The sequence below is a fragment of the Bacillus sp. FMQ74 genome (genome assembly GCF_001875785.1).
GTDB lineage: Bacteria > Bacillota > Bacilli > Bacillales > Bacillaceae > Bacillus > Bacillus stercoris.
In genome coordinates this window covers 27,696-52,211 of record NZ_MOEO01000005.1, presented here as the reverse complement: position 1 = coordinate 52,211, position 24,516 = coordinate 27,696, and the positions used below count along the sequence as shown (strand labels likewise).

The window sequence follows — 24,516 nt, the reverse complement described above, 5'->3', positions numbered from 1 at the left end:
CGTGCTGGTTTCTATCATATGTTACATTTGTATATAACTGAAATACATTTTTATTATCGGAGGTATAACCAAATGGTTATGAATATGAACCATCTACACATATTTGTAAAAGTCGGGGAGAAATTGAATATTACAGAAGCGGCAAAAGAATTGTTCATCTCTCAGCCGGCGGTAAGCAAAGCGATAAAAAACCTGGAGAGCTCGCTTCAGCTCAAATTATTGATCAGGGATAAACATCATGGTTTAATGCTGACTGACGTTGGAAAAGAAATTTTGCTGCTGGCGAGGCAAATGAAGGGAATTGAAAGCAAAATATATCAAATAGCCAACCGGGAAAACAAGCTGTTAAACGGGAAGGTGAAAATTGGTTCATTTCCTGCAGTTTCAACAAATATCATGCCCCAGGCGATTACGGCATTCAGATCAAACTACCCGTTGATCCGCATCGAATTGATCGAGGGAACCTCTGACCAAATAAAAGGATGGGTTGAGGATCGGACGGTTGATATTGGAATCGCAGCATCACCATTTGAACCGTTTGAAAATCAGCTATTGTGTAACGACTATATGGTGGCCGTCATCCCGCCGCAGCGTGATGAATTAAAACAGGAAAAGCATGTCAACCTTGAAACATATCAAGATGACCTCATTTTTTGTAAAGGCGGTCATGAAATTGCGATGTCAAACGCATTTTCGCAATACAACATCGAATTAAAGGAAAACTTGACTGTGCAAAATGCGGAAACCTTGATTAATATGGTCAAAAACAACTTGGGCATAGGCATTATTTCAAACTTCACACTTTCATCCGTACCGCATCAATTGAGTAAAAAGGACATTTTTCCTAGGATCACACGCGATATCGGCGTCATCGCACATTCATTTGAAGAGATAACGCCGGCGGCGCATGAGTTTGTCAAGGCGTTGAAAGCAGTCGTAATCTGAATCATTTATCGTGGTGCGACGAAGTTTGAAGAAGGTGAATACCCACAGGCAGAGTTGCAAAAAAGAAAAAAGCAACACATTTGAACGTTGCTTTTCATTTTAATTGGAGTCTTGTATGCCAGGAGACTGTTAACCTAAAAAAGATTCACCCCTCTCTGCCTTTGTGGGACTCTGCTCCTTAACTTGTTTTAACGATGCTACTATAAGAAAGCTAACAATCACTAGCAAGAGCCATGAACTTACCTTTCCAAGGTGGACGAGACTCCATGTATCGATTTGGTTTGGATATTTCCAAGCCCCAAAAAACGTAGCGATATTTTCCGCTATCCATATAAAAAATCCGATGAGTACAAAAGAAAGTGCGAGCGGCATACGGTAACGAGCTCCATTCACCTCGTATGAAACCCATGTTTGCCAAAAGACAATGAGGACAAGTCCAGATAACCACCATCGAATATCAATCGAAAAATGATGGGTGAAAAAATTCAAATAAATCGCAGCGGCAAGCGGAACAACTGCAAAAAAAGGCGGCCACTTAACCAGTTCAACCTTAAGCCTTCTCCATGCCTGGCACAAATAACTGGCAACACTTGCGTACATGAAGCCGCTATATAAAGGCACTCCAAATAATTTGGAGTACCCTTTTTCTGGATAAGACCAGGAGCCCATATGGACTTTAAAAAGTTCCAGAGCAAGCCCGATAAGGTGGAACAATGTGATCACTTTTAATTCATCCCGAGTTTCAAGACCGGAACGCACCATCCACAATTGCATGAGAACGCAGATCATGAGCAGCCAGTCGTAACGCGGAAAGAAGGGTAGTGGGATCATTTGTGTGATAGCCAAAGAGGCAAATATAACCACAGGAAACAAACATGAAAGCGCTTGTTCCCAGCCGAAATGAACGATTTGTTTTAAAGCTCTCATGTTGTGTGCTCCCTCCAAATGAGTGTTCTTCGTGTATGTAAGGGACGCTTAGTATAGGAGCTGGATGGATATAAGGTTACGTCCATAGGCTCACCGCCAATCACTTTATTTTTCTGTTGATGCCACATATTCGCTTTTTATGACTCCTTTGTGTTTTCATCACTTCGGTATTCCAATATATCCCCGGGCTGACATTCTAAAGCCTTGCAAATCGCTTCTAAAGTTGATAATCGAATGGCCTTTGCTTTTCCATTTTTCAATATCGAAAGATTAGCCATGGTGATGCCAACTCTCTCTGAAAGCTCTGTTACGCTCATTTTTCTTTTAGCAAGCATCACATCAATGTTAATAATAATTGCCATAGTCATCACCTCAGACCGTTAAGTCATTTTCTGATTTTATATCAATCGCTTCTTTTAATAGTTTTTGCAGAACAGCAGCAAAGACCGCAATGACCATTGAAGCAAAAATAATAACCAATCCGATGACTATGATACCCGGGGCGTCGTCTATATCGGCTATCAGATAAAAGACAGGCATGCCTGCTGCATAAAAGATACTGATAGTGACCGCACAGTATTTTATCTTCTTCAAAGCCCTTACTGACAATCCCGAGAAAGCTTTATTCTTGTCAATATAGCTTATAAGTTTGAACGCTTGATAAAGAGCAAAGTAAAAAGGGATCGCCGTTACATACAAATAGATGAAAACGAGATATTTTATATAAGCGATATTTGGAAGTAATTCTGCTGAATAGTTGGCTATCTCAGGCACTAAAAAAATGCATAAAGCAAGAATTGGAATTCCAATCAAAATAACAGCTATCTTTAAAAAGAGTGTTGACATTCGATTCATAACAAGCACCTCATTTGTTTGTTGTCTATTTGAATGTAACAAAAAATTTATCGTTTCTCAATAAAAAAATATTGAAATGAATTAATTTATTGTTGTTAGGGGAAACCCTTTTTCATTTTTGAGCAAGACAAAAAAGCATCCCACATCACTGGAGATGCCCTACTATTTTAAACTTTGGCGGCTGAATGAACCGTGTGCTTCAGTGGGCTCAAGGGATCGGTGTGAACAATTAAAGTGAAGCTCTTTTATGAGGCTTTTATGAACATCTAAAGATTCAAAAAACGATTGGAAGAAATACATCAAAGGATAAGCTGCTGTTCATACTAATGATCGGGAGGTAAAGCAACTTATGATACACATTTTGATCACTGGTCTTTTTTTATTGGCTCAGCCGAGTGGGCCGGATGACAGTTTAACGGTCACACAGCAAGGACGAACAATTGCCACTGTTCACCGTGAAGACTTTACAATGCCTCTTCCCGGCACTCCAATGGTCGACGATGAAAAATACAGTAAATTCATCAAACAGCTTGATCAGAAAGTGTACCGGGAGCCGATAAATGCTGTCCTTAACGATCATGGAAGCATCGTCCCGGGCAGGGTTGGCTACAAACTGTATCAACAGGCTTTTAAGGAAAAGTTTTATGCGTATTTTTATGGCCAAGGCCCCTCCAAGGTAGAAGTGCCGGAAATGAACATTTATCCGAAAGTTGACAGCGAGCTGCTTGCTCACATCAGTACGCAGCGGCTTGGTCAGTACGTGACTTATTTTAATTCGAGCAATAAAAGCCGTTCACACAATATATCTCTTTCTGCAAAAGCAATTGACAATCACGTTGTTTTCCCTAATGAGACGTTTTCGTTTAACCAAGTTGTAGGCATGAGAACTCGGAACAAAGGATATAAAAGTGCGCCCATTATTGTAAAAGGGGAGTTGTCTGAAGGTGTAGGAGGCGGAATTTGCCAGGTGTCCTCAACACTTTTTAATGCAGTCGATCAGGCAGGGCTGCAGGTCGTTCAACGCTATTCTCATACTAGAAGCGTGCCATACGTTCCACACGGACGGGATGCTACGGTTAGTTGGGGAGGCCCTGACTTTCGCTTTCAAAACCAATATAACCAACCAATCTTAATTCGGGCAAAAAGGTATGAGGGAAGTATGGTTGTTACGCTATACTCTTCTGATGTGATCAACAACAAGTTGAGAAAAATCCCAAAAGCTCCATCTCGGATACCGAAAGAAATAAATGCTGAGCAGTAAATACACAATCTTAGTTAAGATGATGGCTTAAGAGCTTTTGCTCAAAATCAATTCTTTAAGGGATCGCCAGTGAAAAGAAAGGGGGACAAACGAAGTGAAAAGGGTATTCTTTTCCGTATGTGCGGTAATAGCAGTTGGATTTGTTTTTTGCCAATCAAAAGCGCATGCTCTGACTTTTACGGTGTTGCCTATTACTCAAAAAACAGACCAGTGGTCAGTAAAAGTAAGTGAAGCAAAAAATGCAAAGGAATATGCGAGACCCCAAAAAGGAGAATATCAAGTATATTCCTTGGAAATCAAAAATGTAGGAGAAAAAGCAGCTACTGTAGATGTGCAATTGTATAGAAATGATCCTGATTCAATCACAAGATTTTCGCTTTTTGGATGCCCTGATGAAACCTGTGTCAAACAAGAAGATAATAAAATGTTAGCTAAAAGTTTAAACGATGGCTCACCGCTGAAGTTCAATCATTTTATGCTGGCAGATAAGGCCTCCGAATTGGAGGTTGTCATTATTTGGACGCAAAAGGGGCAAGAAGGGCGAAATTTAAAACAGACCTTTAAATTCACTGAGGATGGCGTTAATTAGGAAAAAAACTTGTCAGTCATCGATATGAATAGTCATATCTCTTAGATAGATAAGATTAACCAGCATTGAGCATACCGCGGAGAAAGGGGAGAGGAATACGAATATGATGTGGTTTTGATGATTAAGCCAGTACATTGCCAGAGAAAAAAAGAAAATGACAGTTGGAAAGCCAATCACAGATGAGTCAACTGTAATTTATGACTATAGAGAAGAACCAGAAGAGGCTCCGATGGAAGTGAAATGTTTGTTGATTGTCATAAAGTCATTGAATAAGAATAGAGAAAGCATGGAAATGAACAAGCGGTTGAATCACTCCTGCTCATTTTAGCTTGAAATGTGTGGATAAAGAGTGTTACCCCTTTGAAAAACAAAAAACACCCCACTTAATCATTAAAGCCGGTCATTTCAAAATTTTCTATGTCAAGATTTAGGTTTTTTAATTGTTCCAACAAAACGTCGAATTTTAAGCAGCCACCATTTTTCAATTCTTCTGGAATATCTTCCGGATGAGCAATTTCCATCCCGCTCTCAATCCATTGTTTGCGATACAATTGAAATGCAGCCTCAATTAAATGATCAGGAGTTACAATAAAACCTAATCTCACATCATGATCCTCACTGTAGTCAAATTCAAAACCGCAACATGGACAAATGTCAAACGTTTTTTGATACTCTCCTTTAAAAAAGGATTTTGAATTAATCCTTTGTATCCGCAAATTAAACAAGAATATCGTTTTACCACCAAGTTTAATCCTCCTTTAACTGTTATTTGCTTTTGCTGTCCCGTAACAAATATTACTTCAAATAAGAAACTTCGTACTGTATTTATAGCATAATACCCGATAATTGTATTGTTTTTTTCATTACGTATTGTTCTGAGTTTATTTAGCACTATTAAAGCAAGAGGAGTGCATCTAAATCCTTGAAGATGAACACACTCTCAATTTGAAATGGGTGATAGAGGAATCAAGGTAAAATCTCAATATAAGAAGGGTTTTTTAATTAATTGGCAAAATGGAAGATAAGAAAAACTATTTGAGTTGGGACGGGTAAAATGAGTTGAATTCCATGTAATTGTGTTAAAGGAGGGGAAAAGAGGAGATGTGCTACATCGAAATCACAAAGGACAATATTGAAGACAATCATATTTGCTGCGCATTAGGTGCGAAAAAATATGAGCATGCAGTTCATGAAAAGAAGAGATGGCTCAAAGCTCGCATGGATGGAGGATTGGTGTTCTATCGTTTACATGAACGGGCAAAAGTCTTTATTGAATATCTACCTGCGAATGAGGCATGGGTGCCTATCAATGCGCCTAATTTTATGTATATTAATTGTTTGTGGGTATCTGGCAGATATAAAAATAACGGTCATGCGATACGATTGTTGGACAAATGTATAGCAGATGCGAAAGTCCGCGGCATGGATGGCTTTATCCATATCGCAGGCAAGAAAAAACGTCCTATTTAAGTGATAAGCGTTTCTTTGAGCATATGGGGTTTACTCTACAAGATGAAGCTGACCCTTATTTTCAATTAATGGCTTTGACATGGAATGGCCTTGCAGCTTCTTCTGCATTTAAGGACCATGTGAAAAGTGATTCTGTCAATGAAAAGGGGATTACCATATACTATACAGCTCAGTGCCCGTTTGCAGTGGGCATGATAAACGATTTGCGGGAATTGACTGAAAAGAAAGGGGTTCAAATTCAGTCAATTCATTTATCTTCGAAAGAAGAGGCACAAAAGTCACCAGCTATTTGGACAACCTTTAGCGTTTTTTTGATGGGAGATTTGTGACTCATGAGATCATGAGTGTAAATAAATTTGAAAAGTTACTTATTAAACTCTTGTTAGCTTGATTTTTAAAAATAAAAAGCCCATTTTAAAACAAAAATGTATGTAAGGCGTAATATACGTTTTAATTTTGTCTTTGAAAGAGCTTTAATTTAAATTCGAAGTTTAAAGCAGCCATCTGTTAGATTATTAGCTCTTTTTTATTTTCTTTTCAGTAACATTTTGATCATATTTTCCTACTAAAGAGTCAGAAAAGTTGGGAAAACATGAGAAAAAAGAACAACTTTAAGAAATGGCTATTGATCATTGCTGGATTCTTGATCATATGCGTCATAACATTATTTGTAATGGTGTCAGGAAACAAAGTGAAATATGAGGGCAGCGGGAAAAGCGGACTGTGGATGTCTAACCTTGAAAAATCAGACAAAACTTCAATTGGACCTAATTACTTTTTGAATTTGTATTGGCAGGGAAGTAAGAAAGATGAGAAAAGAACTGTTGTTGAAAGAATTACTCTGTATGTAGATGGCGAAAAATATCAAGATGATAACATAGATGAGTACGACTTATCAGAATACACAGGTGAAGAAATGCCAGGTGGGGGACGTATGGAGGACCATATCGCCACCTTTGATTATATGCCTGAAGATGAAGTGATAGGACATAATGTATTAGTGAAAGTGGAGTGGAAGACAGGCCAGAAAAAACAGACAGAAGAAATCAAATTACATAAGAAGCCATGGTATAAAAAATAGCTTATTTGATGTATTTGTGATCACATTAGTGGTCACTTTTTTATTTGCGGATTCCTAGGCACAGCAATCTAAGACTCTGCATAGGCTGGAATAAAATCTTGTTCATTTCTAAAACGAGGTGCATGCTGTTGGAACAACAACCAATCAATCATGAAGACAGAAACGTGCCGCAGCCTATTCGAAGTGATGGAGCTGGAGCTATTGATGCAGGCCCGCGAAATATGATGCGGGATATTCAAAATCCGAATATACTTGTTCCGCCTGTTACAGATGAAGGTATGATTCCTAACTTGAGATTTTCATTCTCAGACGCTCCCATGAAATTAGATCATGGCGGCTGGTCAAGAGAAATCACCGTCAGACAGCTTCCGATTTCGACTGCGATTGCAGGGGTAAACATGAGCTTAACTGCGGGAGGTGTCCGCGAGCTTCATTGGCATAAGCAAGCGGAGTGGGCTTATATGCTTTTGGGACGGGCACGTATCACCGCTGTTGACCAAGACGGACGAAATTTCATTGCTGATGTTGGCCCCGGTGACCTTTGGTACTTCCCGGCAGGAATTCCTCATTCCATACAGGGATTAGAACACTGCGAATTTCTGCTCGTTTTCGATGATGGAAACTTTTCTGAGTTTTCAACGTTAACCATTTCTGATTGGCTTGCACACACCCCAAAAGATGTTCTCTCTGCGAATTTTGGTGTCCCGGAGAATGCTTTCAACTCTCTTCCTTCAGAGCAAGTCTATATCTACCAAGGGAATGTGCCGGGATCAATCGACAGTGAAGACATTCAGTCACCATATGGAAAAGTACCTATGACCTTTAAACACGAGTTGCTAAACCAACCCCCAATTCAAATGCCAGGGGGGAGCGTACGAATTGTGGATTCTTCTAACTTCCCGATTTCAAAAATGATAGCCGCTGCACTTGTTCAGATTGAGCCTGGCGCGATGAGAGAGCTTCATTGGCACCCTAATAGCGATGAGTGGCAGTATTATCTAACAGGGCAGGGACGCATGACAGTATTTATCGGGAATGGGACTGCCCGCACATTTGACTATAGAGCAGGCGACGTTGGATACGTGCCTTCTAATGCTGGACACTATATACAAAACACTGGTACAGAAACATTATGGTTTTTAGAAATGTTCAAAAGTGACCGCTATGCAGATGTGTCACTCAATCAATGGATGGCATTGACCCCTAAAGAATTAGTGCAAAGCAACTTGAATGCTGGATCAGTCATGCTTGATTCTCTGCGTAAGAAGAAAGTGCCTGTTGTAAAATATCCAGGCACGTAAAGACTGAACCGATCACACAGTGGTCTTAAAGTAACTAAAGCTGGGTGTCGGTCTCCGTTTTTATTAAATCCTTATTTATGCGTTATGTAGGGTTTTTCTTCTTGAATCGTATTGTAATGAGCTTTAAACTTAATGAGGAAATGATAACCATCTATATGAAAATTCAATAGAAGCCTATTCTACCAATTTGAATGGCTTTAACGGAGGACAAGAATGAAAACACTGATATTTTTATCCAGTTTGACTGCTATTGGGAGCTCTATATTGGGGCGATGGTTAGGAGTGCTGGATGATTCTTTTGCTGTTGGCAATGCTTGGTTTGTAGGTGTTTTAGCTGGATTGATTTCGCTTCTCATTTTGATTGACAGTCAATCAATGACAAAGAATTACGTAGTAAGTTTAAGTACAATACTGGGCATTCTTGGAGTGGGATTTATATATTTTCCAGCTGCAATCATCAACGTATTATTAGGTATTACACTGGATAAACAAAAGAAAGAAGACTTGAATGTAAGATAAAAAAATCTAATTCTTAGGAGGAAAGGATATGGATTTACCTATATGGGCTTATATCATATTTACAATCACAGGTGCGGCAGGTTTTATCAGTTTAATGTGGTTCAGTTTTTTTGCTGACAAAATTGAAAAATGACCAATTTTATTAGCAATGTAAATTCTTTTTACATCATTTGATTAACATTAAGTTTACATAATGATATTATTTAAAACTAAAAAAATATTAACTAATCGATCTATGTACTAAATATTCATTGTTACCAAAATGGATTTGCACTAAGGAACAAAGCCATTTGGTAAGTTCTTACTATAGAAGCGCACTCACTACAGACGATTCTGTACATCAAGAAGCTCAGATGAATTATTTTTAGGTGAGTTTACTAATGATGAAACCCGGTAAGCTTCCATGTCATCAGCTTCATAAGGCACAAGCAAGCTTTGCAGATATTCAGGGTTTGTATTTTGAGGATTTAGCCATTCCTTTTCAAAATCACGGGCCAATATAACCGGCATCCGGTCGTGTATCTCTTTCATGAGCTCATTAGGCTCAGTTGTTATGATGGTGCAGGTATAAAGAGGGTCTCCTTGATGTGTGTTCCACTTTTCATATAAGCCAGCAAACGCAAAAAGAGCAGATGATTTCAATTTGATCCGCAATGGGATCTTAGTCTTGGAATCAAACCGTTTCCATTCATAAAAACTGTCGGCAGGGATGATGCAGCGTTTGCTGACAAGCGGTCTTCGAAAAGCCGGTTTCTCGGTTATTGTTTCGGCTCGAGCATTGATCATTTTATAACCGATCTTTTCATCTTTTGCCCAAGGAGGAATAAGTCCCCATCTAAGCTTGCCTAAGCGATAATTTGATCTATCATTGATGATCGCGAGAATGTTTTGTGATGGTGCGATATTATAGCTTGGCTGGTATTCATCTTTAGGAAAAAATTGATCGATGTCAAACTGGTCAATAATATCATCAAATGCAGAGAATAAAGTAAACCTTCCGCACATGTCCATCATCCTTTTTAAGGTTTTTGAATATTGTATGGGCCGAACGTTCATTTCATACAGTGCAAGAACAAACATACAGATTATATTTATGATTTTAAGATTCTGTAAATTTCATTGAACGTGGATTCCACTATTTGTATAATGGCATTGCAGCTTAGACTTACATAACGAAAGCGATAAGGAGGAAAGTGAATTGAAGAAAATGGTGTTTCCTGTTTTGATGTCATTTTTCGTTTTTATCAGCTTTGTTCCTGCAATTGAGGCTGCTGTGATTGATCATGACAAAGTAGTAGGGTTTCATGAAGTAGTCCCAACCACTATTTCACAAAAAGCGGCGAAGCGGTTCCAGCCGTATTTGAAAGTTTATAGCGGCTGTGTGCCTTTTCCGGCAGTGGATGCACAAGGCAATACGAGTGGCGGGCTACAGCCAACGGGAGCGCCTGAAGGGAATTGCAGTAAACATATCGGACAAGTATATTCTCGTTCAACTTGGTATAACGGGGTGTGGGCAATTATGTACGCTTGGTATTTTCCAAAGGACGAGGCTTCACCAAGCTTGGGTCATAGACATGACTGGGAGGGAATTGTAGTGTGGATCGACAATCCAGCTAATCCAAGCCCAAACGTTTTATCAATTGCATATTCAGGGCACGGAAAATTTACAAATGTTCAACCAAGTGAAAGCAATATGAAAGATACACATCCATTAATTGCTTACGATAGTACATGGCCTTTAAACCATGAATTACATATGAGTGATCATGCAGCAGGGGGCACTCAGCCATTAATCGGGTGGGAAGATTTAACTCCGGCAGCGAGGAATGCTTTAAACACAACGGATTTCGGAAAAGCAAATGTACCTTTTAATAATCCTAATTTCACAAGTCACTTAGAGAAGGCATGGTTTAGATAATTCATTATGATGCTGGGATTAGTCATTTCCCAATAGGTTTCCGTCTCAGTTTACAGTTTCACAATTCATGCCAGAATGTATTTCCATATAGATAAAAAATGAGGCCGACCTTAAACGCGGCCTTTTTTTACGTTCTTAAAAGATAAGGTTGGCTAAAATACTAACTGACTCTCACGAAAAATCTGTTTTAAGCTTTGTGAGATGTTTTTTTTTACTTGCGATAAACTGGTATAATAAGAAAGACAGTTAAGAAGTTATTGTGAAAAAGAAAAAATGCTTTTTGGTTTGACCGACGTTGGATCTGATGCAGTTACAAGGATCGTTTAAAAATTGCGTTTAAGAACAGAAAGAGGCACGGCGTTTTTTACGCAGGCCTCTTTTATATCAGTAGCCAAATACCAGAGTTGTACTTTGTGATCCGGCATATTTCGTGACAAATTCTTTTGTATACTCCGGTGTTTGAACGCGATAACTGTAATTTGACCCGGGATTCCATGAAGTCAAAGGGGAGGTTTGCTTGTTGAGTGAAGGGTAGCTTCCTATATCCTTGAAATAACCAGTACCCTTGTCGTCAAGGATTCCGCCTTTTTCACTGCCTTTCCCAAAGTAATTATATTCGGAATATATTTTTGCTTTTGTGGCAATCGTAATCGCCTGGTTAAAATTGTTGCTGTAATTGTTTTTAACATGAAAGTATCCGTATCTCATCAGACCCGGGCCTCTAACATACAAGTTCTCAAAATAATTATTGGCGATTGTCATGTGAGGGTAGCCGTCATATTGATGCTGAGAATCATCTGGGTATCCCAAAATCAAACCGTATTTATGATTCGCAAATTTTGAGTTGCTGATCGTGATATAATCTGCTGATTTACCGATATACAGGAGTTTGTCCAAATCACTCCCGCTTGCACTATAGCTGTGGCCTGAGAATGTGACGTGATCAATCCAATAGTTCATGCCGGAATCTAAATAAAGCTGGATATCATTATTTCCGTTAATCTGCGGACTGTGTTCAAACGTTAAATTTTGAAAAATGACATTTCCAGAAGCTGCTGAAGTTGTTAAATAAATATTTTTCAGCGTTTTTTTCGCGTAAGAGCCCACGAGTGTTTTATTTGAGCCAACGGTAACTGTTGTTTTCGCAGATGCGGAGAGATCATTTTGGAGCACTAAAATTTTTGGTGTGGATCCTCCTAGATGGGTTTTTAAATCATTTACGCTTTGAATATAAATAATCTGCCCGTTTTTCCCACCCGTTGTGCCCGCTTTGGAAATGCCTCTTTCATTTTTAGCATTTCCGGCAAATCCTAAAAGGCCATTCGTCGAGGTATTCGGAAAATCAACTGCGCCTAACGCTTTATCAGGCAAGAGAACCAATAACAAACTAAACACGGCGAACCATAAACAAAATCGTTTCATTACAATATACTTCCTTTCAATTTTAATCATTTCCTTGCGGAGATTATTATTACAGTTAATGGAAAGGAATGATAGGTTCTATCTTCCTAATTAACGCTTGGTTACTTAAAAAATACGAATTGCGCCAAAAGACATACTAACAATTGAAATAGAAGAAAGGATTGATACAACGTTGACTGCAGCCGCTTATCGAAACACCTTGCTTTCACTTTTATGTTTAACAGCTGGAATCGTGGATGTAATTGGGTATTTAAGCCTGGGACATGTGTTCACAGCTAATATGACTGGAAACATTGTATTATTGGGATTAGCTATCGGCAAATCCCTTCAGGTCACTGTTTTCAATTCCTTGACTGCGCTAATTGGATTTATATGCGGCGTGATCATTGCAACACTGATTGTCGGAAAGGCGGAAAATAGCCTTTGGCCTGCTGCTGTGACAAAAGCCCTTGCACTTGAAGCATTTATTTTATTTGTCTTTGCTTGTCTTTCGTTTTACCGGGCTTTTGTTCCTGTGCACATTCTGATTATACTCATGAGCATTTCCATGGGGATTCAAACGATAGCAGCCAAAAAACTGGGGATCGCAGGTATTTCTTCAACTGTGTTGACTGGAACACTCGCTTCTCTATTAGAGGATATATCCGGCTGTTTGTTTTTTAAGAAGCAAAAGAAGACTTTCTTAAGAGATACTGTGTTAAGAGCACTGGCTATTATTTTATATTGTGTGGGAGCTATTATTGTTGCTCTGGCTGAGCCTGATTTTTATTACTTCATTATTTGGGTTCCGATTGTGCTGATCTTTGGCATCATGATGACAGCTAAGTTGAAACTGAGCGGGGATAAATAGCTTTTCCTGCATAGCTGTTATCAGGCCAACAGCCTGTCTCATTTCGTGATTGTTATGTGAATTTTGCGAGATGAAAATAAGAAATTCGGTCGATGTGCACATACGTTCATTCGAATTGCTTTTTTATAAGTACGCTTCATTAGATATATGAATGATAGTGAATTCGCCTTAAAATCAACTATGAATCTATTTCCTCTTTCAAACCAGCTGGATTGAGTCTTATAATGATAATGATTCTCATTTAAAGTCTGGTTTGAGGAGGACCAAGTATGAAAAAGATCATAAGTGCGTTAGTTGGTATGGTTTTGTTGACGATCCTCTGTTTTTCCCCGCAAGCTTCGGCAGCATATGACGACCTGCATGAAGGATATGCAACGTATACAGGGTCAGGCTATTCAGGAGGAGCTTTCCTGTTGGATCCCATTCCTTCGGATATGGAGATTACTGCAATAAATCCGGCGGATCTCAATTACGGAGGAGTAAAAGCAGCACTTGCCGGCTCTTATTTGGAAGTTGAAGGGCCAAAAGGGAAAACAATCGTATATGTTACTGATCTATACCCCGAAGGCGCTCGGGGTGCTCTCGATCTGTCACCTAATGCCTTCCGTAAAATAGGGAATATGAAAGATGGTAAAATCAATATTAAATGGCGTGTTGTCAAAGCTCCAATCGCCGGAAATTTCACGTACCGGGTCAAAGAAGGCAGCAGCAGGTGGTGGGCGGCAATTCAAGTCAGAAACCACAAGTATCCTGTTATAAAAATGGAATATGAAAAGAATGGCAAGTGGATCAACATGGAGAAAATGGACTATAACCACTTTGTCAGTACGAATTTAGGGTCAGGCTCTCTCAAAGTCAGAATAACTGACATTCGCGGAAAAGTCGTGAAAGACACCATCCCAAAGCTGCCTGAAAGCGGAACGTCCAATGCATATACAGTGCCGGGGCATGTACAGTTTCCTGAATAAAAAATACGAAACAGCGGATCTTTTCCCGCTGTTTTTTTATTGTTCTGCATCTGCTTGTAAAAATGTTTTAATCATGTTCAACTGCTCCTGCTTTGGATAGCTGGTATACAGCCTGCTTGAAATCCGAATAGGATCTCCGAAAAAGTATCTTTCGTAATGGGTTTGTCTTGTACCGAATGAACTCATTGTTAAATCCCATGCCAAACGGAAAATTTTCACCCGTTCTTCAGCATTTGTATTGGTTGCTTGAAGATATTGGTCAAGATCTTCCCGTATCTCTGAATCAAACGCATTTTCGGTGGGCAGTGTTACCATTCCGCTAGCTCCAATTAATTGTATGATTTCAGTAAATCGAGGGTATAGCTTAGGAATAATCGTACTGATGACTTGAAGAGGAATTAAACTAGGGCGCATATAGCCGAATTCATCTAATTGAGCGTCATTTTCCGACTTGTCAATAAGCGCTTTGATTGTCTCCAATCCCACAATGATTTCAGAGAGCTTTTCTTGTATGTGCTGATATTCGGAAACATTAATGGTGTCAACCAGAAGCTGTGCAACGCCTAATAGAAATTCGATTTTTATCATTTGCCTAATGACAACCTGGTGAAAGGTAAAAGCATGAAATGAGCTTTTTGTCATAAATTCTTTAGCTGCTTCCACATTATCGTAAAAAAACACACGATTCCACGGCACTAACACATGATCAAAAACTACAATTGAATCCATCTCTTCATACCTTGAGCTTAAGGGGTGATTAAAGGCAGAGTCGCTTAAAACAAATGATTCTCTTGTGATGAATCTGACGCCTTTTGTATTAGAAGGGAGTGAAAAAGCATAAGCTTCATCTGTTTCAAAGAAAAGTTTAGGCGCTGAAAAAACCAAGATTTCATCAGTCAACCCGCCTTGTGTTGCAAGCAGACGTGCGCCATGAATGATTAGACCTTTTTCGGTTCTATCAATGACTTTAGCAGATATCGGTTTTTCACTTAGCCCAAAATAGGACTGTGACCGGTTCACTTGCGGGGTAATGAATGTATGCGTAAAAGAAAGGTCATGCTTAGCAGCTTGTTTATACATATCTAGTATATGTTCAGGAAAGCAATTCTCTTTATCTTTCAAAAGCTCCGCTGACGAAGCAAAGCTCATCATAACCGTATTCATGTAATCCGGACTTCTCCCCATCATTCCGTGAGTATGTCTAGCCCAATGTTCAATCATGTTCCTTCTTTTTTTCAAATCATTCTTGGTCTTAGGCTGGAGATAGGAAAGGCCGATTCGATCATGATCTCCAGGAAGGCAATAAGTCATTTCATTTATTAACTCATCCTTTGTTTGCAGTTCATAAAGCGAGCTTTTTGTTTTGAGTATTCCTTTAAATGCCGGATGATCAGAAATGTTACCCTTTATTTTTTTGCCATCATACCATATTTCGTTTTCTAGTTTGTTCAATCGGTCAATGAATTCTTTGCCATTGATGATCCCCATTTCAGTGTATCGCTCCTTAAATGTATGCTGCGTATTGTCATTATATTTTCGAGAAAACAGCCTTGTTCAGCTAATTTGAGATGGGAAAAGCCTTTTTTAGAAAAACGAATAAGAGTGACTTACATACCGCAAAAGACTGCAAATTTCACTTAAGGTTTTTCTGCAAGTTCAGAGATGTAAAGACATTTGCTTATTCATGTGAAAACATCACTATAAAACTTGATAACACGTGTCGATATTATGGACATGAGCGTAAACGAATTGGATTCATACGCTTGGACATATTTTATTTCAGCCATTACTTCGTGGAGAAAGGGAAAACGACACATGAAAGTGAAAACAAAATTGCTGGGGATTATATCAATACTAGTTGTTTCAATCATTGGAATTGGAGGCTCCTCAGTTTTTATGATTTCTTCTATTGTGAAAAAGAATGAAGAACTTAAAGACAAAATGGAATTCCAAAAAGAGATGAAACACATTCAGTATGAATTGACCGGGTTATCAAATGATGAAAGAGGCTTCTTGATTACTGGAGACAAAGAATATGGCGAAGGAATGAAGGAAAAATCAGACGATGTCTTAAAGAGCCTTGATCGGGTTAATGACTTGATTGATGAAGAGAAGTATCAATCAAATATTGAAGACATTAAGACAAGTTTTACTCAGTATAGAGCTTTGAATCAGCAAGTATTAACTGCCTACTCTTCAGATCCGAAAAAAGCAGAAACCATCCATTTTGGAGAAGAAAGAACATTAAGAAAAGAAGTCGTAGATCCGGCTGTCAATAAGCTGTCTGATCGCCTGGATCAAGAGGTAGAGGATCTAAAGGATGAAATACGGGGCAATGGGAAAATGAGTCAATGGCTCATCATCATTGTCACAGGAATATCAGTAATATTAGGCATTGTTCTAAGCATAATGCTATTAAAGTCCATTATGGTGCCACTAAGAAGCATAAATAAGCAGCTAGAGGAAATTGCTCATGGCGAGGCTGATTTAACCAAAAAAGTCATAGTAAAAAATAAAGATGAATTTGGCCAGCTTGCCCAATCTTTTAATTCTTTTACTCATTCATTATCTCAAATTGTGAAGCAAATCAGCAGTTCATCTGAACAAGTCGCCGCTTCCTCCGAAGAATTATCGGCAAGCGCAGAAGAATCAAAATCAACATCTGAACATATTTCCCAAGCCATGCAGATGGCTGCCGACAGCAATGTGAAGCAAAGCTCAATGACAGAAAAGAGCGCAGAATCCATCACTGAATTATTAGACAGTATATCATCTGTGGCTTCAAATACAGGGAACATAGCGGATCTTTCTTCTTCGATGAGAGATAAGGCTGAAATAGGATCTAAGTCCGTTAACAAGATGTTAGATCAGATGAAATTTATTGATAAATCCGTAGATTCAGCCGGGAATGGATTACAGGCATTGGTAGCGAGCACAGAAGAAATTAGTGATATTTCCTCGCTAATCACGACAATTTCCGAGCAGACCAATTTGTTGGCCCTAAACGCAGCGATCGAGGCGGCCAGAGCGGGAGAGCAAGGAAAAGGATTTGCTGTGGTGGCTGAAGAAGTTCGGAAATTAGCGGATGAAACAAATAAATCAGCAAACCACATCCAATCGGTGGTAGCGACCATCCAAAACGAATCGATAGAAACGGTAAATAATATTAAGGTTGTTCAAGAAAATGTGACCTCAGGTATTGTTCTCTCTCAAGAGACAACAGGAAATTTCACTGAAATACTGAACCTGGTGGAACAGGTCACTTCTCAAATACAAGAAGTCGCAGCAGCAACTCAACAGCTTACATCAGGCGTTGAAGTGATTCAGCACACAGTTCATACATTGGCTGCTGGCACAAAAGAAACGTCAGCAAATACAGAAGCGGTTGCAAAATCATCAGAGGAACAGCTGCATTCAATGGAGGAAATCTCCTATGCTGCAGAATCTTTATCTCAGTTGGCGGAAGAGCTTCAATCCGTCATTAACCGTTTTAAATATTAATCAGATTACTAAAGCGCAAAACCCCATCTCATGAGGTGGGGTTTTACTGCCTTTATTGAGATTGTTTTTAAAAATGGAACTAGCTTATTTCTCACCGTTTAAATGACTAGTCCAAGTTTTGATCGATCGTTCCTTCAAAATAGTCATCGCTGACTTGTTCATGAGTCTCAGCCAATCCTTTTTCTAATTGTGTGGTTCCTTTATAATCCGAGGGCTCAAAGGATTTCCCGGCTACATCTGTTGTGTCATTTATGTTTTCTTTGTTATGAGTTTGTGTTTCAGTGTGTACACTTTCTGTCTCAGAATTGCTGCTTACAGATTGCTGAAAATTATATTCCTTGTCTAATGAAGAAAATCTTTTATAATCATCAGGTCTGTCGGCTCCATTTTTTTGAGTCATTTTACTTCCTCCAGATTAAATTTTAATGTGGGCAAAAACTTATTTCGTTCTTTTAGGGTCAGAACCATGTTTTTTAGGATCATCTGCTTTAAAAGCTGTCTCAGTCTCATGGTCATTTCTTATTTGTTCAATACTTGAATTTTGAATTCCTTTTTTACTCATAGGTTTCACTCCTTTACGAAAAGTGTTGAAATATCAACTCTTCTTATTTTGTCTGTTGATCAGGTATTCATTCGCTTTTTTCATTCGCGATTTGGCCAATCAGGTGAGGCAATCTTCATGCCAGTCGAATTATTTAATAAAAAGCCGTCATTTTTGAAACTTTTTATCAGCGAATTGCGTATGGCAGTTAGAGAAGACATCACTATGAAAGAAATACAAAGATAGGGATTTATACATAACAGCATTGTGAATAAATCAAACAAGGGGGGTGAAAAAATGAAAAAAATCGCAGCATATTATCTAATGACATTAGGGCTATCCAGCCTTACGTTTGGTTTGTTTTTCGGGTTTTATTCTTTCGTTATGTATGGCGATATGATAATTGCGTTGTTTACAGCAGCAATTGCTTTATTATACGGTTTTATGATGTATGGCCTTTTTGCTGTTCCGCTGCAAATGATGTTGCAGAAAAAAGCGAGAACATTCAATGTCACATATCTATTGATTTACAGTGTGATTGCTTTTATCGCGGCTTTCCTGTTATTTTTTATTGGTGAACCTGCGTCAATAGCAGGGACATTGCAATCGTATATTTATTATCTGTTAAGTATTACAGCTGCAGTGATTTATTGGTTCTGGGATTCTCTGATCCTTTATAAACGTACGGCTTCGGGCGTATAAAGCAAATCAGAGAAACTGAAGTTGAATATGAAAAAAGACGGAGATTCAACAAAAATTCAGGATATTGCACTTACATTGCTGAGTGAATCTAAATGGAGGGACATAATGAGAGCACACTTTCAATCCGAATAGGTTTTCTAAGTTTTTACGATATACATACGTTCATCAAGATGATAACATTATCAATCAAAGGGAATATAAAAACTAGTGTAGTGGAACGGGCATCTTTTGCTGTTTGAGGAAAGAAATTGATGGGATTAATCGTTTTATCACCGCTAATGTCAAAGTTTTGGTGGGGGTCAATCCATATAGCTAAACTAAACTGAGGAGAGCATTGCGCTCTCCTCAGTTTTGCTTTATTCAGCCCTGCTGTTTTTCAACTAATGTGAATGTCCATTCTTTTAACATCTGTTTCTGTACATATCTTTTTCCGTTTATTTCGATGTAAGGGATGTCTTTCATGTCTCCGGCTAACTGTTTAGCCTCAGCTGCAGTAATTCCTAAAAAATGTCCAATGTAAAAGTAAATATCTCTTTCTTTTATAAGCAAGGTATCACTTTTTTCATATGCTTTTGGATGGTTCATTTGCTTTAAGCCTTCACCGATAAAATAGCCAGCCAAAGCAATACCGATTCCTAAAAAAACGTCCATATGCATGCCTCCATTATGTCAATGTTATGATATACGGGCTTGGCATACTCCGGGTTTCATTTAATTCGAAAGAAAACAGCCAAAACGAGTACTGGCTGTTTTTTCAAGCCTTTTCAATCTGTACACGGCCTGAAAAAAAGGTGGCGCCGCCTCCCATATCGGACAACCGGTCTGGGGTTAGCGCGTTTACAAGCTGTTTTTTTCCTTGCTCATCCGCCCATAATCCTTGGCTGACAACGACACCTGGCAGTACTTGTTCTCCGACTGATGCGGTCAGCTCACATTCTCCCCGGCTGTTCCAAATTCGTACAGGAGCCCCCTCAACGATTCCATGTTCTTCAGCATCTTTTGTGTTGATAAAGAGCTTTGGCGTCTTTTCGAGCTTGATGTGTTTTTCATTGTTTGAAAACGTTGAGTTTAAGAAATTATGGTTTGGCGCCGGAACATACATAAACGGATGTTCATTATCGGTTACAAGAGGCGTATGCGTCGGTAAAGCCGGGAAACCAGCTTGTTTCATTTGTTCTGAATATAATTCTATTTTTCCGCTTGGCGTTGGAAGTTTGCCAGGAAACAGCGGTTTATTGCGTTTCGCTTTCATAAATGAATACTTAGTAAGTGAATCGTAATTAATCTCCGCCAAATGCGGATTATCTGGATGGTCAAGCGCTTGGCGGATTAATTCTTCATCTGAATCCTTGAGCTCCTGGTCTGTGAATCCCATTGCTTCAGCCAGTAATCGGAACACCTCAGTGTTAGACTTGCTTTCTTCATAGTTCTCAATCACCGGCTGCTGAAGCTGAATATAATGGTGCCAGTAGGAGGTATAAAAATCAGTATTTTCAAAAGCGGATGTTGCAGGCAGTACAATGTCCGCATATGCAGCCGTTTCCGTTAAAAACAAATCATGAACCACAGTAAACAAGTCTTTCCGCAGCAAGCCCTGTCTGACTTTGTTTGCTTCCGGCGCGACGACGGCAGGGTTCGTTCCGTAAATAAAAAGAGAGCGAATAGGCGGATCTGTTTCCAAAAGTACCTTGCCAAGCTGATTCATATTAAACGACCTCGGTGTGCGCCCCTTCAATAAGTCGGGCCGCTGCAAGGCATTTGTGTTATATTCTAAAATTCCGCTGTTATGCTTAATTGCACCGCCTCCTGTGTGCAGCCATTGTCCGGTGATTGCCGGAAGACAGGCAATCGTCCGTATAATCATTCCGCCATTATCGTGGTGCTGGGGTCCGTTTCCGATTCTGATAAAAGAAGGGGAGGTTTCCCCATACATTCTTGCCAGCCGGTAAATATGTTCGGTACTGACACCGGTGATCGTCGATACCTTTTCAGGATCATACTGCTTTACGTGTTCTCGGAGCTCTTCATAGCCGACCGTGTACTCAGATAAAAATGCTTCGTCATGAAGATTTTCTTTAAATAAAATGTGCATGATGCCAAGAGCAAGTGCGCTGTCAGTTCCCGGCTTTATTGGAATAAACCAATCTGCGAGACGCCCTGTCTGATTTTTATGTACATCGATCACGACAATTTTTGCACCTTTTTTTCGCGCTTTTTGGGCGATCGTAATTTGGTGCATGTTTGTGCTGACAGCGTTAATTCCCCAAAAAATAAATAGTTTTGTATGAATGGTTTCCTCAGGATCGATTCCCGCGCTTATGCCCATTGTATATTTATAGCCTTCAGATCCCGCTTTGCTGCAAATCGTCCGTTCAAGCTGGCTTGATCCCATGCGGTAAAAAAAGCGGCGGTCCATTCCTTCAGCTGTCAATTTCCCCATATTTCCGTAAAAGCTGTAAGGAAGTATGCTTTCAGCTCCCTCTTCATTAATCAGCTGTTTCCAGCGGGAGGTGATCGTATCAATCGCCTCTTCCCAGGAAATCGGTTCAAATATCGCTTGGCCTTTCGCACCTGTACGTTTGAGCGGCGTAGTCAGCCGCTTTTCATCATAGATGCGCTCCGTCATGTTTCGGACCTTGTTGCATATGTTTCCAGCTGTGACAGGATGATCGGGATCTCCTTGCACTTTCACGATTTTTCCGTCTTTTTTATGTACTAACAAACCGCACTGATCCGGGCAGTCCAGCGAGCAAACGGATTTGAAAATGCCGTTTTGTTGTGTGGCAAAAGATTTCATGGCCCAGTTCCTCTCTAGTTAGATATTTTGTAAGAATTATAACATTTCGGATGATAACGTCAATTCTGAAAAAAAGAGATTGACATCAATCTGTGACTTCTTTATGATAAACGTATTCTTTATTCTGAAAATTACATACTCAACATTTTCTATCCAGAGAGGTGGAGGGACTGGCCCTATGAAACCTCGGCAACATTATTGTGCCAATTCCAGCAAGCGTCAGCTTGAAAGATAGGAAAGCAAGGTTTATACCGGCGTCTGCCTGTAACAGAGCGCGCCCATATATGAATCTCTTTCCATCTTCGGAAAGAGATTTTTTTATGAAAAAATACGATGAAAAGGATGTTTTGCACCATGACGGTTTTGGTTACAGCACCGTACAACGAAGAAGGACGAAAAGAGCTAAAAAACTTGTTTGGCTCAGTTATTTATCAATCTTGGAAAGAACAAGGCCGGGCATATCGGGAGGATGAACTCATTCAGCTGCTAAAGGCAACAAATGCGACAGGTTTGATTACTGAGCTTGATCAGGTAACAGACAGCGTATTTGCTTCTATTCCCGAACTTTCATTTGTCGGTGTTTGCAGGGGAATGCCCTCCAATGTGGATGTGGCAGCTGCCTCAAAAAGGGGCATACCTGTTTTTTATACACCAGGGCGGAATGCACAAGCCGTTGCCGAAATGTTTATTGGAAATGTGATTTCCTTTCTCCGCCATACCAGCGCCTCAAATCAGTGGCTGAAGGATGGAAAATGGGACGGTGATTACCTGCAGGCTTATGTCAAATTTAAAGGAAATGAGCTAACAGGAAAAACGGTCGGTATGGTGGGGTTCGGCGCAGTCGGGCAAAGGATTGCAAAACTGCTGACTGCGTTTGACTGTAAGATAAAGTATTACGATCCATACGTACAAGACGATCAACCGCTGTATGAAAAAGCAACTCTTAAAACGGTTTTTTCAGACAGTGATATCGTTTCTGTCCATCTGCCTCGCACTGAGGAAACACTCGGACTGATAGATCGGCAATATTTTGATCTGATGAAAGAGAGTGCGATTTTCGTTAATACTTCAAGAGCAGTTGTTGTAAACCGTGAAGATCTTTTATTTGTATTAAAAGGACATAAAATCAGAGGTGCGATACTAGACGTTTTTTATCATGAACCTCCAGAGGAATCAGATTATGAATTGATCTCATTGCCTAATGTTCTGGCAACACCGCATCTCGCTGGGGCAACCTTTGAAGTAGAGGATCATCACGTGACGATCATGAATGCTGCCCTCAAAAAGTGGAAGGTTGAAAAAATTCCCAATATTCCGACATTATATAACAAAGATAAACTGAGAATAGAGGTAAAGAAAAGAGGTTAACTGAATGAAAAAACAAAAAGGCTATCTCGTTTTTGATATCGGCACAGGCAATGCGAGGGTAGCGGTCGTGAGTGTCTCAGGCATTGTGCAAACGGTTGAACGGGAGGACATCGAGTATTCCACTGAGACGCTTTACCCGGACAGCCGTTATTTTTCTCCTCAGATACTGTGGAAGCAAGTAATGAGGTTGGCAAAACGTGCGCTATCCCGTTCGCGTGATATTGACATCATTGGGTTGACATCGACGAGTCAAAGACAGGGGATTGTTCTGATCGATCAAAACGGTGACTCTTTTCTCGGGCTGCCGAATATAGATAACCGCGGCCGAGAGTGGGAGGAGAGCATTCCTGATCGGGGAGTGATATACAGCCGTACAGGCCGTCTGCCGACTGCACTATTTTCTGCGCTCAAGCTTTATGGTTTGAAGCAGCGCCAGCCTTCTTTATGGGAAAAGACTGCAAGCTTTACAAGCATCAGTGATTGGGTGACATACCAACTGAGCGGAATCCTAACATATGAACCATCGCAGGCAACAGAAACTCTGCTGTTTGATGTGAAGCACAACACTTGGTCAGAAGAGATGTGCGATATATTCGGCTTTTCTCCATCTCTCCTTCCGCCTCTTGTAAGAGCGGGAACAGCAATTGGAACAATAGCAAATGAATATGCATCCGAATTAGGTCTTTCAATAAATGCTAAGGTGATAACTGGGGGCGGGGATACACAGCTGGCTGTAAAAAGCACCGGAGCTGGACTTGAGGACATTGTCATCGTATCAGGGACAACAACGCCAATAACCAAAATGACTGCGGATCATGGCGACACAAAACATAAAGCCTGGCTGAACTGCCATACAGATCAAGGGCATTGGCTAGTAGAAACGAATCCGGGAATTACCGGCCTGAATTATCAAAAATTAAAACAGATTTTCTATCCGAATGAATCGTACGACGTAATGGAGGAGGAAATTTCTGCACTTGCAAAAGAAGACAATGCGTGTGTAGCGGCTCTCGGCTCTTATTTATCAGCTGAAAAGAATGCATTAACGAGAGGCGGTTTTCTTTTTGACACTCCGCTTTCAGCAGATTTAAAGAGGGCACATTTTGTACGTGCGGCGCTAGAAGAAATCGCGTTTTCAATCAAATGGAACTTTGACATTTTAACAGAAATTTCTCCGTTTGAACGTGACTATGTTTGGGTGTGCGGAGGGGGCTTCCAAAGCAAAGCGCTCACTCAATACATCGCTGACCTTCTTCAGAAAAAAATCTATGTCAAAGAGGGATATCATCAGGCATCTGTCGTTGGTGCTGCAGTCATTTGCAATGAAACCTTTCAATTAACGGAGGAAATGTCAGCAAATGTCCGGGTGATCGAACCGAAGAGCTGTCAGACAGAATTGGCTTTATATGAGGAATGGAAGGAAACACAGCGCTTTTTTTTAGGTTCAGAAAGCAAAGTGTTGATATAGGGCGCATATCCTGCTGTTTTGAGGAATTGTCTA

Annotated in this window: 22 protein-coding genes, 4 pseudogenes and 1 riboswitch; of the genes and pseudogenes, 15 read left to right on the top strand and 11 right to left on the bottom strand. The window is 39.9% G+C overall.

The annotated features are described in order from the left end of the window. The first annotated feature begins 72 nt into the window (after window positions 1-72). A complete protein-coding gene (locus tag BLL41_RS11025; protein ID WP_071577885.1) occupies window positions 73-945 on the top strand; it encodes a LysR family transcriptional regulator in 873 nt (290 codons plus the stop codon). Window positions 946-1,074: 129 nt separating this feature from the next. Here the strand turns inward: BLL41_RS11025 and BLL41_RS11020 are convergent, their stop codons facing one another. The 3 genes and pseudogenes from BLL41_RS11020 to BLL41_RS11010 form a co-directional block, all read right to left on the bottom strand. Continuing rightward, entirely contained in the window at window positions 1,075-1,872 is a 798-nt protein-coding gene (locus tag BLL41_RS11020) for a DUF817 domain-containing protein (protein ID WP_071577884.1), read from the bottom strand. A 105-nt stretch (window positions 1,873-1,977) separates the two neighbouring features. Then, window positions 1,978-2,234, bottom strand: a pseudogene (locus tag BLL41_RS11015) (helix-turn-helix domain-containing protein). A gap of 10 nt (window positions 2,235-2,244) precedes the next feature. Further along, a complete protein-coding gene (locus BLL41_RS11010) occupies window positions 2,245-2,727 on the bottom strand; it encodes a DUF2975 domain-containing protein (RefSeq protein WP_071577882.1) in 483 nt (160 codons plus the stop codon). 349 nt (window positions 2,728-3,076) lie between these two features. On the opposite strand from BLL41_RS11010, the gene BLL41_RS11005 reads away from it, so the two are divergent. The 3 genes and pseudogenes from BLL41_RS11005 to BLL41_RS23290 all read left to right on the top strand — a co-directional run bounded on the left by BLL41_RS11005 (window position 3,077) and on the right by BLL41_RS23290 (window position 4,850). Then, window positions 3,077-3,988, top strand: coding sequence for a VanW family protein (locus BLL41_RS11005; protein WP_071577881.1), 912 nt, complete (start codon window positions 3,077-3,079; stop codon window positions 3,986-3,988). A gap of 94 nt (window positions 3,989-4,082) precedes the next feature. Further along, window positions 4,083-4,577, top strand: coding sequence for a hypothetical protein (locus tag BLL41_RS11000; RefSeq protein ID WP_071577880.1), 495 nt, complete (start codon window positions 4,083-4,085; stop codon window positions 4,575-4,577). A gap of 154 nt (window positions 4,578-4,731) precedes the next feature. Continuing rightward, window positions 4,732-4,850: pseudogene (locus tag BLL41_RS23290) on the top strand (hypothetical protein). A gap of 110 nt (window positions 4,851-4,960) precedes the next feature. Here the strand turns inward: BLL41_RS23290 and BLL41_RS10995 are convergent. Next, a pseudogene (locus tag BLL41_RS10995) lies at window positions 4,961-5,322 on the bottom strand (hypothetical protein). Between the two features lie 356 nt (window positions 5,323-5,678). Here BLL41_RS10995 and BLL41_RS10990 point away from each other — a divergent pair. From BLL41_RS10990 to BLL41_RS10975, 4 genes and pseudogenes are all read left to right on the top strand, one after another. Then, a pseudogene (locus tag BLL41_RS10990) lies at window positions 5,679-6,438 on the top strand (GNAT family N-acetyltransferase). A 201-nt stretch (window positions 6,439-6,639) separates the two neighbouring features. Further along, complete coding sequence (locus tag BLL41_RS10985; protein WP_071577879.1) at window positions 6,640-7,128, top strand: DUF4944 domain-containing protein; 489 nt, start codon at window positions 6,640-6,642, stop codon at window positions 7,126-7,128. 122 nt (window positions 7,129-7,250) lie between these two features. After that, window positions 7,251-8,429, top strand: coding sequence for an oxalate decarboxylase (oxdD, locus tag BLL41_RS10980; protein WP_071577878.1), 1,179 nt, complete (start codon window positions 7,251-7,253; stop codon window positions 8,427-8,429). A gap of 213 nt (window positions 8,430-8,642) precedes the next feature. Continuing rightward, window positions 8,643-8,948 carry a hypothetical protein gene (locus BLL41_RS10975; protein ID WP_071577877.1) on the top strand — a complete coding sequence of 102 codons (306 nt, stop codon included), beginning with the start codon at window positions 8,643-8,645 and terminating at the stop codon, window positions 8,946-8,948. Window positions 8,949-9,269: 321 nt separating this feature from the next. Here the strand turns inward: BLL41_RS10975 and BLL41_RS10970 are convergent, their stop codons facing one another. After that, complete coding sequence (locus BLL41_RS10970) at window positions 9,270-9,953, bottom strand: SOS response-associated peptidase (RefSeq protein WP_071577876.1); 684 nt, start codon at window positions 9,951-9,953, stop codon at window positions 9,270-9,272. A gap of 202 nt (window positions 9,954-10,155) precedes the next feature. Between BLL41_RS10970 and BLL41_RS10965 the strand changes: the two genes are divergently transcribed. Further along, on the top strand, window positions 10,156-10,866 hold the full coding sequence (locus BLL41_RS10965) for an NPP1 family protein (RefSeq protein WP_371261916.1): 711 nt from the start codon (window positions 10,156-10,158) through the stop codon (window positions 10,864-10,866). Window positions 10,867-11,250: 384 nt separating this feature from the next. On the opposite strand, the gene BLL41_RS10960 is transcribed toward BLL41_RS10965, so the two are convergent. Further along, on the bottom strand, window positions 11,251-12,288 hold the full coding sequence (locus tag BLL41_RS10960) for a polysaccharide lyase family 1 protein (RefSeq protein WP_071577874.1): 1,038 nt from the start codon (window positions 12,286-12,288) through the stop codon (window positions 11,251-11,253). A 172-nt stretch (window positions 12,289-12,460) separates the two neighbouring features. Here BLL41_RS10960 and BLL41_RS10955 point away from each other — a divergent pair, with 172 nt between their 5' ends. Then, entirely contained in the window at window positions 12,461-13,138 is a 678-nt protein-coding gene (locus BLL41_RS10955; RefSeq protein WP_071577873.1) for a YoaK family protein, read from the top strand. 269 nt (window positions 13,139-13,407) lie between these two features. Then, window positions 13,408-14,106 (top strand): expansin ExlX, encoded by a 699-nt coding sequence (gene exlX / locus BLL41_RS10950; protein WP_071577872.1) that lies wholly within the window; start codon window positions 13,408-13,410, stop codon window positions 14,104-14,106. 36 nt (window positions 14,107-14,142) lie between these two features. Here exlX and hpaB read toward each other — a convergent pair whose 3' ends face one another. After that, entirely contained in the window at window positions 14,143-15,594 is a 1,452-nt protein-coding gene (hpaB, locus tag BLL41_RS10945; protein WP_071577871.1) for a 4-hydroxyphenylacetate 3-monooxygenase, oxygenase component, read from the bottom strand. Window positions 15,595-15,921: 327 nt separating this feature from the next. On the opposite strand from hpaB, the gene BLL41_RS10940 reads away from it, so the two are divergent. Then, window positions 15,922-17,607, top strand: a complete 1,686-nt coding sequence (locus BLL41_RS10940) for a methyl-accepting chemotaxis protein (protein WP_071577870.1) — start codon at window positions 15,922-15,924, stop codon at window positions 17,605-17,607. Between the two features lie 106 nt (window positions 17,608-17,713). Here BLL41_RS10940 and BLL41_RS10935 read toward each other — a convergent pair whose 3' ends face one another. Next, window positions 17,714-18,007 (bottom strand): YozQ family protein, encoded by a 294-nt coding sequence (locus BLL41_RS10935; RefSeq protein ID WP_071577869.1) that lies wholly within the window; start codon window positions 18,005-18,007, stop codon window positions 17,714-17,716. Between the two features lie 39 nt (window positions 18,008-18,046). After that, window positions 18,047-18,169 (bottom strand): hypothetical protein, encoded by a 123-nt coding sequence (locus BLL41_RS10930; RefSeq protein ID WP_003241887.1) that lies wholly within the window; start codon window positions 18,167-18,169, stop codon window positions 18,047-18,049. Between the two features lie 276 nt (window positions 18,170-18,445). On the opposite strand from BLL41_RS10930, the gene BLL41_RS10925 reads away from it, so the two are divergent. Continuing rightward, on the top strand, window positions 18,446-18,850 hold the full coding sequence (locus BLL41_RS10925; RefSeq protein ID WP_071577868.1) for a UPF0715 family protein: 405 nt from the start codon (window positions 18,446-18,448) through the stop codon (window positions 18,848-18,850). 360 nt (window positions 18,851-19,210) lie between these two features. Here the strand turns inward: BLL41_RS10925 and BLL41_RS10920 are convergent, their stop codons facing one another. Both BLL41_RS10920 and BLL41_RS10915 read right to left on the bottom strand, forming a co-directional pair. After that, entirely contained in the window at window positions 19,211-19,501 is a 291-nt protein-coding gene (locus BLL41_RS10920) for a hypothetical protein (RefSeq protein WP_071577867.1), read from the bottom strand. Window positions 19,502-19,604: 103 nt separating this feature from the next. Further along, window positions 19,605-21,647 (bottom strand): molybdopterin oxidoreductase family protein, encoded by a 2,043-nt coding sequence (locus tag BLL41_RS10915; protein WP_071577866.1) that lies wholly within the window; start codon window positions 21,645-21,647, stop codon window positions 19,605-19,607. A 146-nt stretch (window positions 21,648-21,793) separates the two neighbouring features. Then, window positions 21,794-21,885, top strand: a riboswitch (SAM riboswitch). Between the two features lie 95 nt (window positions 21,886-21,980). Between BLL41_RS10915 and BLL41_RS10910 the strand changes: the two genes are divergently transcribed. Both BLL41_RS10910 and BLL41_RS10905 read left to right on the top strand, forming a co-directional pair. After that, entirely contained in the window at window positions 21,981-23,015 is a 1,035-nt protein-coding gene (locus BLL41_RS10910; RefSeq protein ID WP_083427991.1) for a 2-hydroxyacid dehydrogenase, read from the top strand. 4 nt (window positions 23,016-23,019) lie between these two features. Further along, window positions 23,020-24,483 (top strand): FGGY-family carbohydrate kinase, encoded by a 1,464-nt coding sequence (locus BLL41_RS10905; protein WP_071577864.1) that lies wholly within the window; start codon window positions 23,020-23,022, stop codon window positions 24,481-24,483. Window positions 24,484-24,516: the final 33 nt, after the last annotated feature.

Excerpts from the sequence above, each read along its gene's own strand:
- BLL41_RS11025 (WP_071577885.1), top strand. The coding sequence starts at position 73 with ATGGTTATGAATATGAACCATCTACACATATTTGTAAAAGTCGGGGAG.
- BLL41_RS11020 (WP_071577884.1), bottom strand. The coding sequence starts at position 1,872 with ATGAGAGCTTTAAAACAAATCGTTCATTTCGGCTGGGAACAAGCGCTT.
- BLL41_RS11010 (WP_071577882.1), bottom strand. The coding sequence starts at position 2,727 with ATGAATCGAATGTCAACACTCTTTTTAAAGATAGCTGTTATTTTGATT.
- BLL41_RS11005 (WP_071577881.1), top strand. The coding sequence starts at position 3,077 with ATGATACACATTTTGATCACTGGTCTTTTTTTATTGGCTCAGCCGAGT.
- BLL41_RS10985 (WP_071577879.1), top strand. The coding sequence starts at position 6,640 with ATGAGAAAAAAGAACAACTTTAAGAAATGGCTATTGATCATTGCTGGA.
- oxdD (WP_071577878.1), top strand. The coding sequence starts at position 7,251 with ATGCTGTTGGAACAACAACCAATCAATCATGAAGACAGAAACGTGCCG.
- BLL41_RS10975 (WP_071577877.1), top strand. The coding sequence starts at position 8,643 with ATGAAAACACTGATATTTTTATCCAGTTTGACTGCTATTGGGAGCTCT.
- BLL41_RS10970 (WP_071577876.1), bottom strand. The coding sequence starts at position 9,953 with ATGTGCGGAAGGTTTACTTTATTCTCTGCATTTGATGATATTATTGAC.
- BLL41_RS10965 (WP_371261916.1), top strand. The coding sequence starts at position 10,156 with ATGGTGTTTCCTGTTTTGATGTCATTTTTCGTTTTTATCAGCTTTGTT.
- BLL41_RS10960 (WP_071577874.1), bottom strand. The coding sequence starts at position 12,288 with ATGAAACGATTTTGTTTATGGTTCGCCGTGTTTAGTTTGTTATTGGTT.
- exlX (WP_071577872.1), top strand. The coding sequence starts at position 13,408 with ATGAAAAAGATCATAAGTGCGTTAGTTGGTATGGTTTTGTTGACGATC.
- hpaB (WP_071577871.1), bottom strand. The coding sequence starts at position 15,594 with ATGGGGATCATCAATGGCAAAGAATTCATTGACCGATTGAACAAACTA.
- BLL41_RS10940 (WP_071577870.1), top strand. The coding sequence starts at position 15,922 with ATGAAAGTGAAAACAAAATTGCTGGGGATTATATCAATACTAGTTGTT.
- BLL41_RS10935 (WP_071577869.1), bottom strand. The coding sequence starts at position 18,007 with ATGACTCAAAAAAATGGAGCCGACAGACCTGATGATTATAAAAGATTT.
- BLL41_RS10930 (WP_003241887.1), bottom strand. The coding sequence starts at position 18,169 with ATGAGTAAAAAAGGAATTCAAAATTCAAGTATTGAACAAATAAGAAAT.
- BLL41_RS10925 (WP_071577868.1), top strand. The coding sequence starts at position 18,446 with ATGAAAAAAATCGCAGCATATTATCTAATGACATTAGGGCTATCCAGC.
- BLL41_RS10920 (WP_071577867.1), bottom strand. The coding sequence starts at position 19,501 with ATGGACGTTTTTTTAGGAATCGGTATTGCTTTGGCTGGCTATTTTATC.
- BLL41_RS10915 (WP_071577866.1), bottom strand. The coding sequence starts at position 21,647 with ATGAAATCTTTTGCCACACAACAAAACGGCATTTTCAAATCCGTTTGC.
- BLL41_RS10910 (WP_083427991.1), top strand. The coding sequence starts at position 21,981 with ATGAAAAGGATGTTTTGCACCATGACGGTTTTGGTTACAGCACCGTAC.
- BLL41_RS10905 (WP_071577864.1), top strand. The coding sequence starts at position 23,020 with ATGAAAAAACAAAAAGGCTATCTCGTTTTTGATATCGGCACAGGCAAT.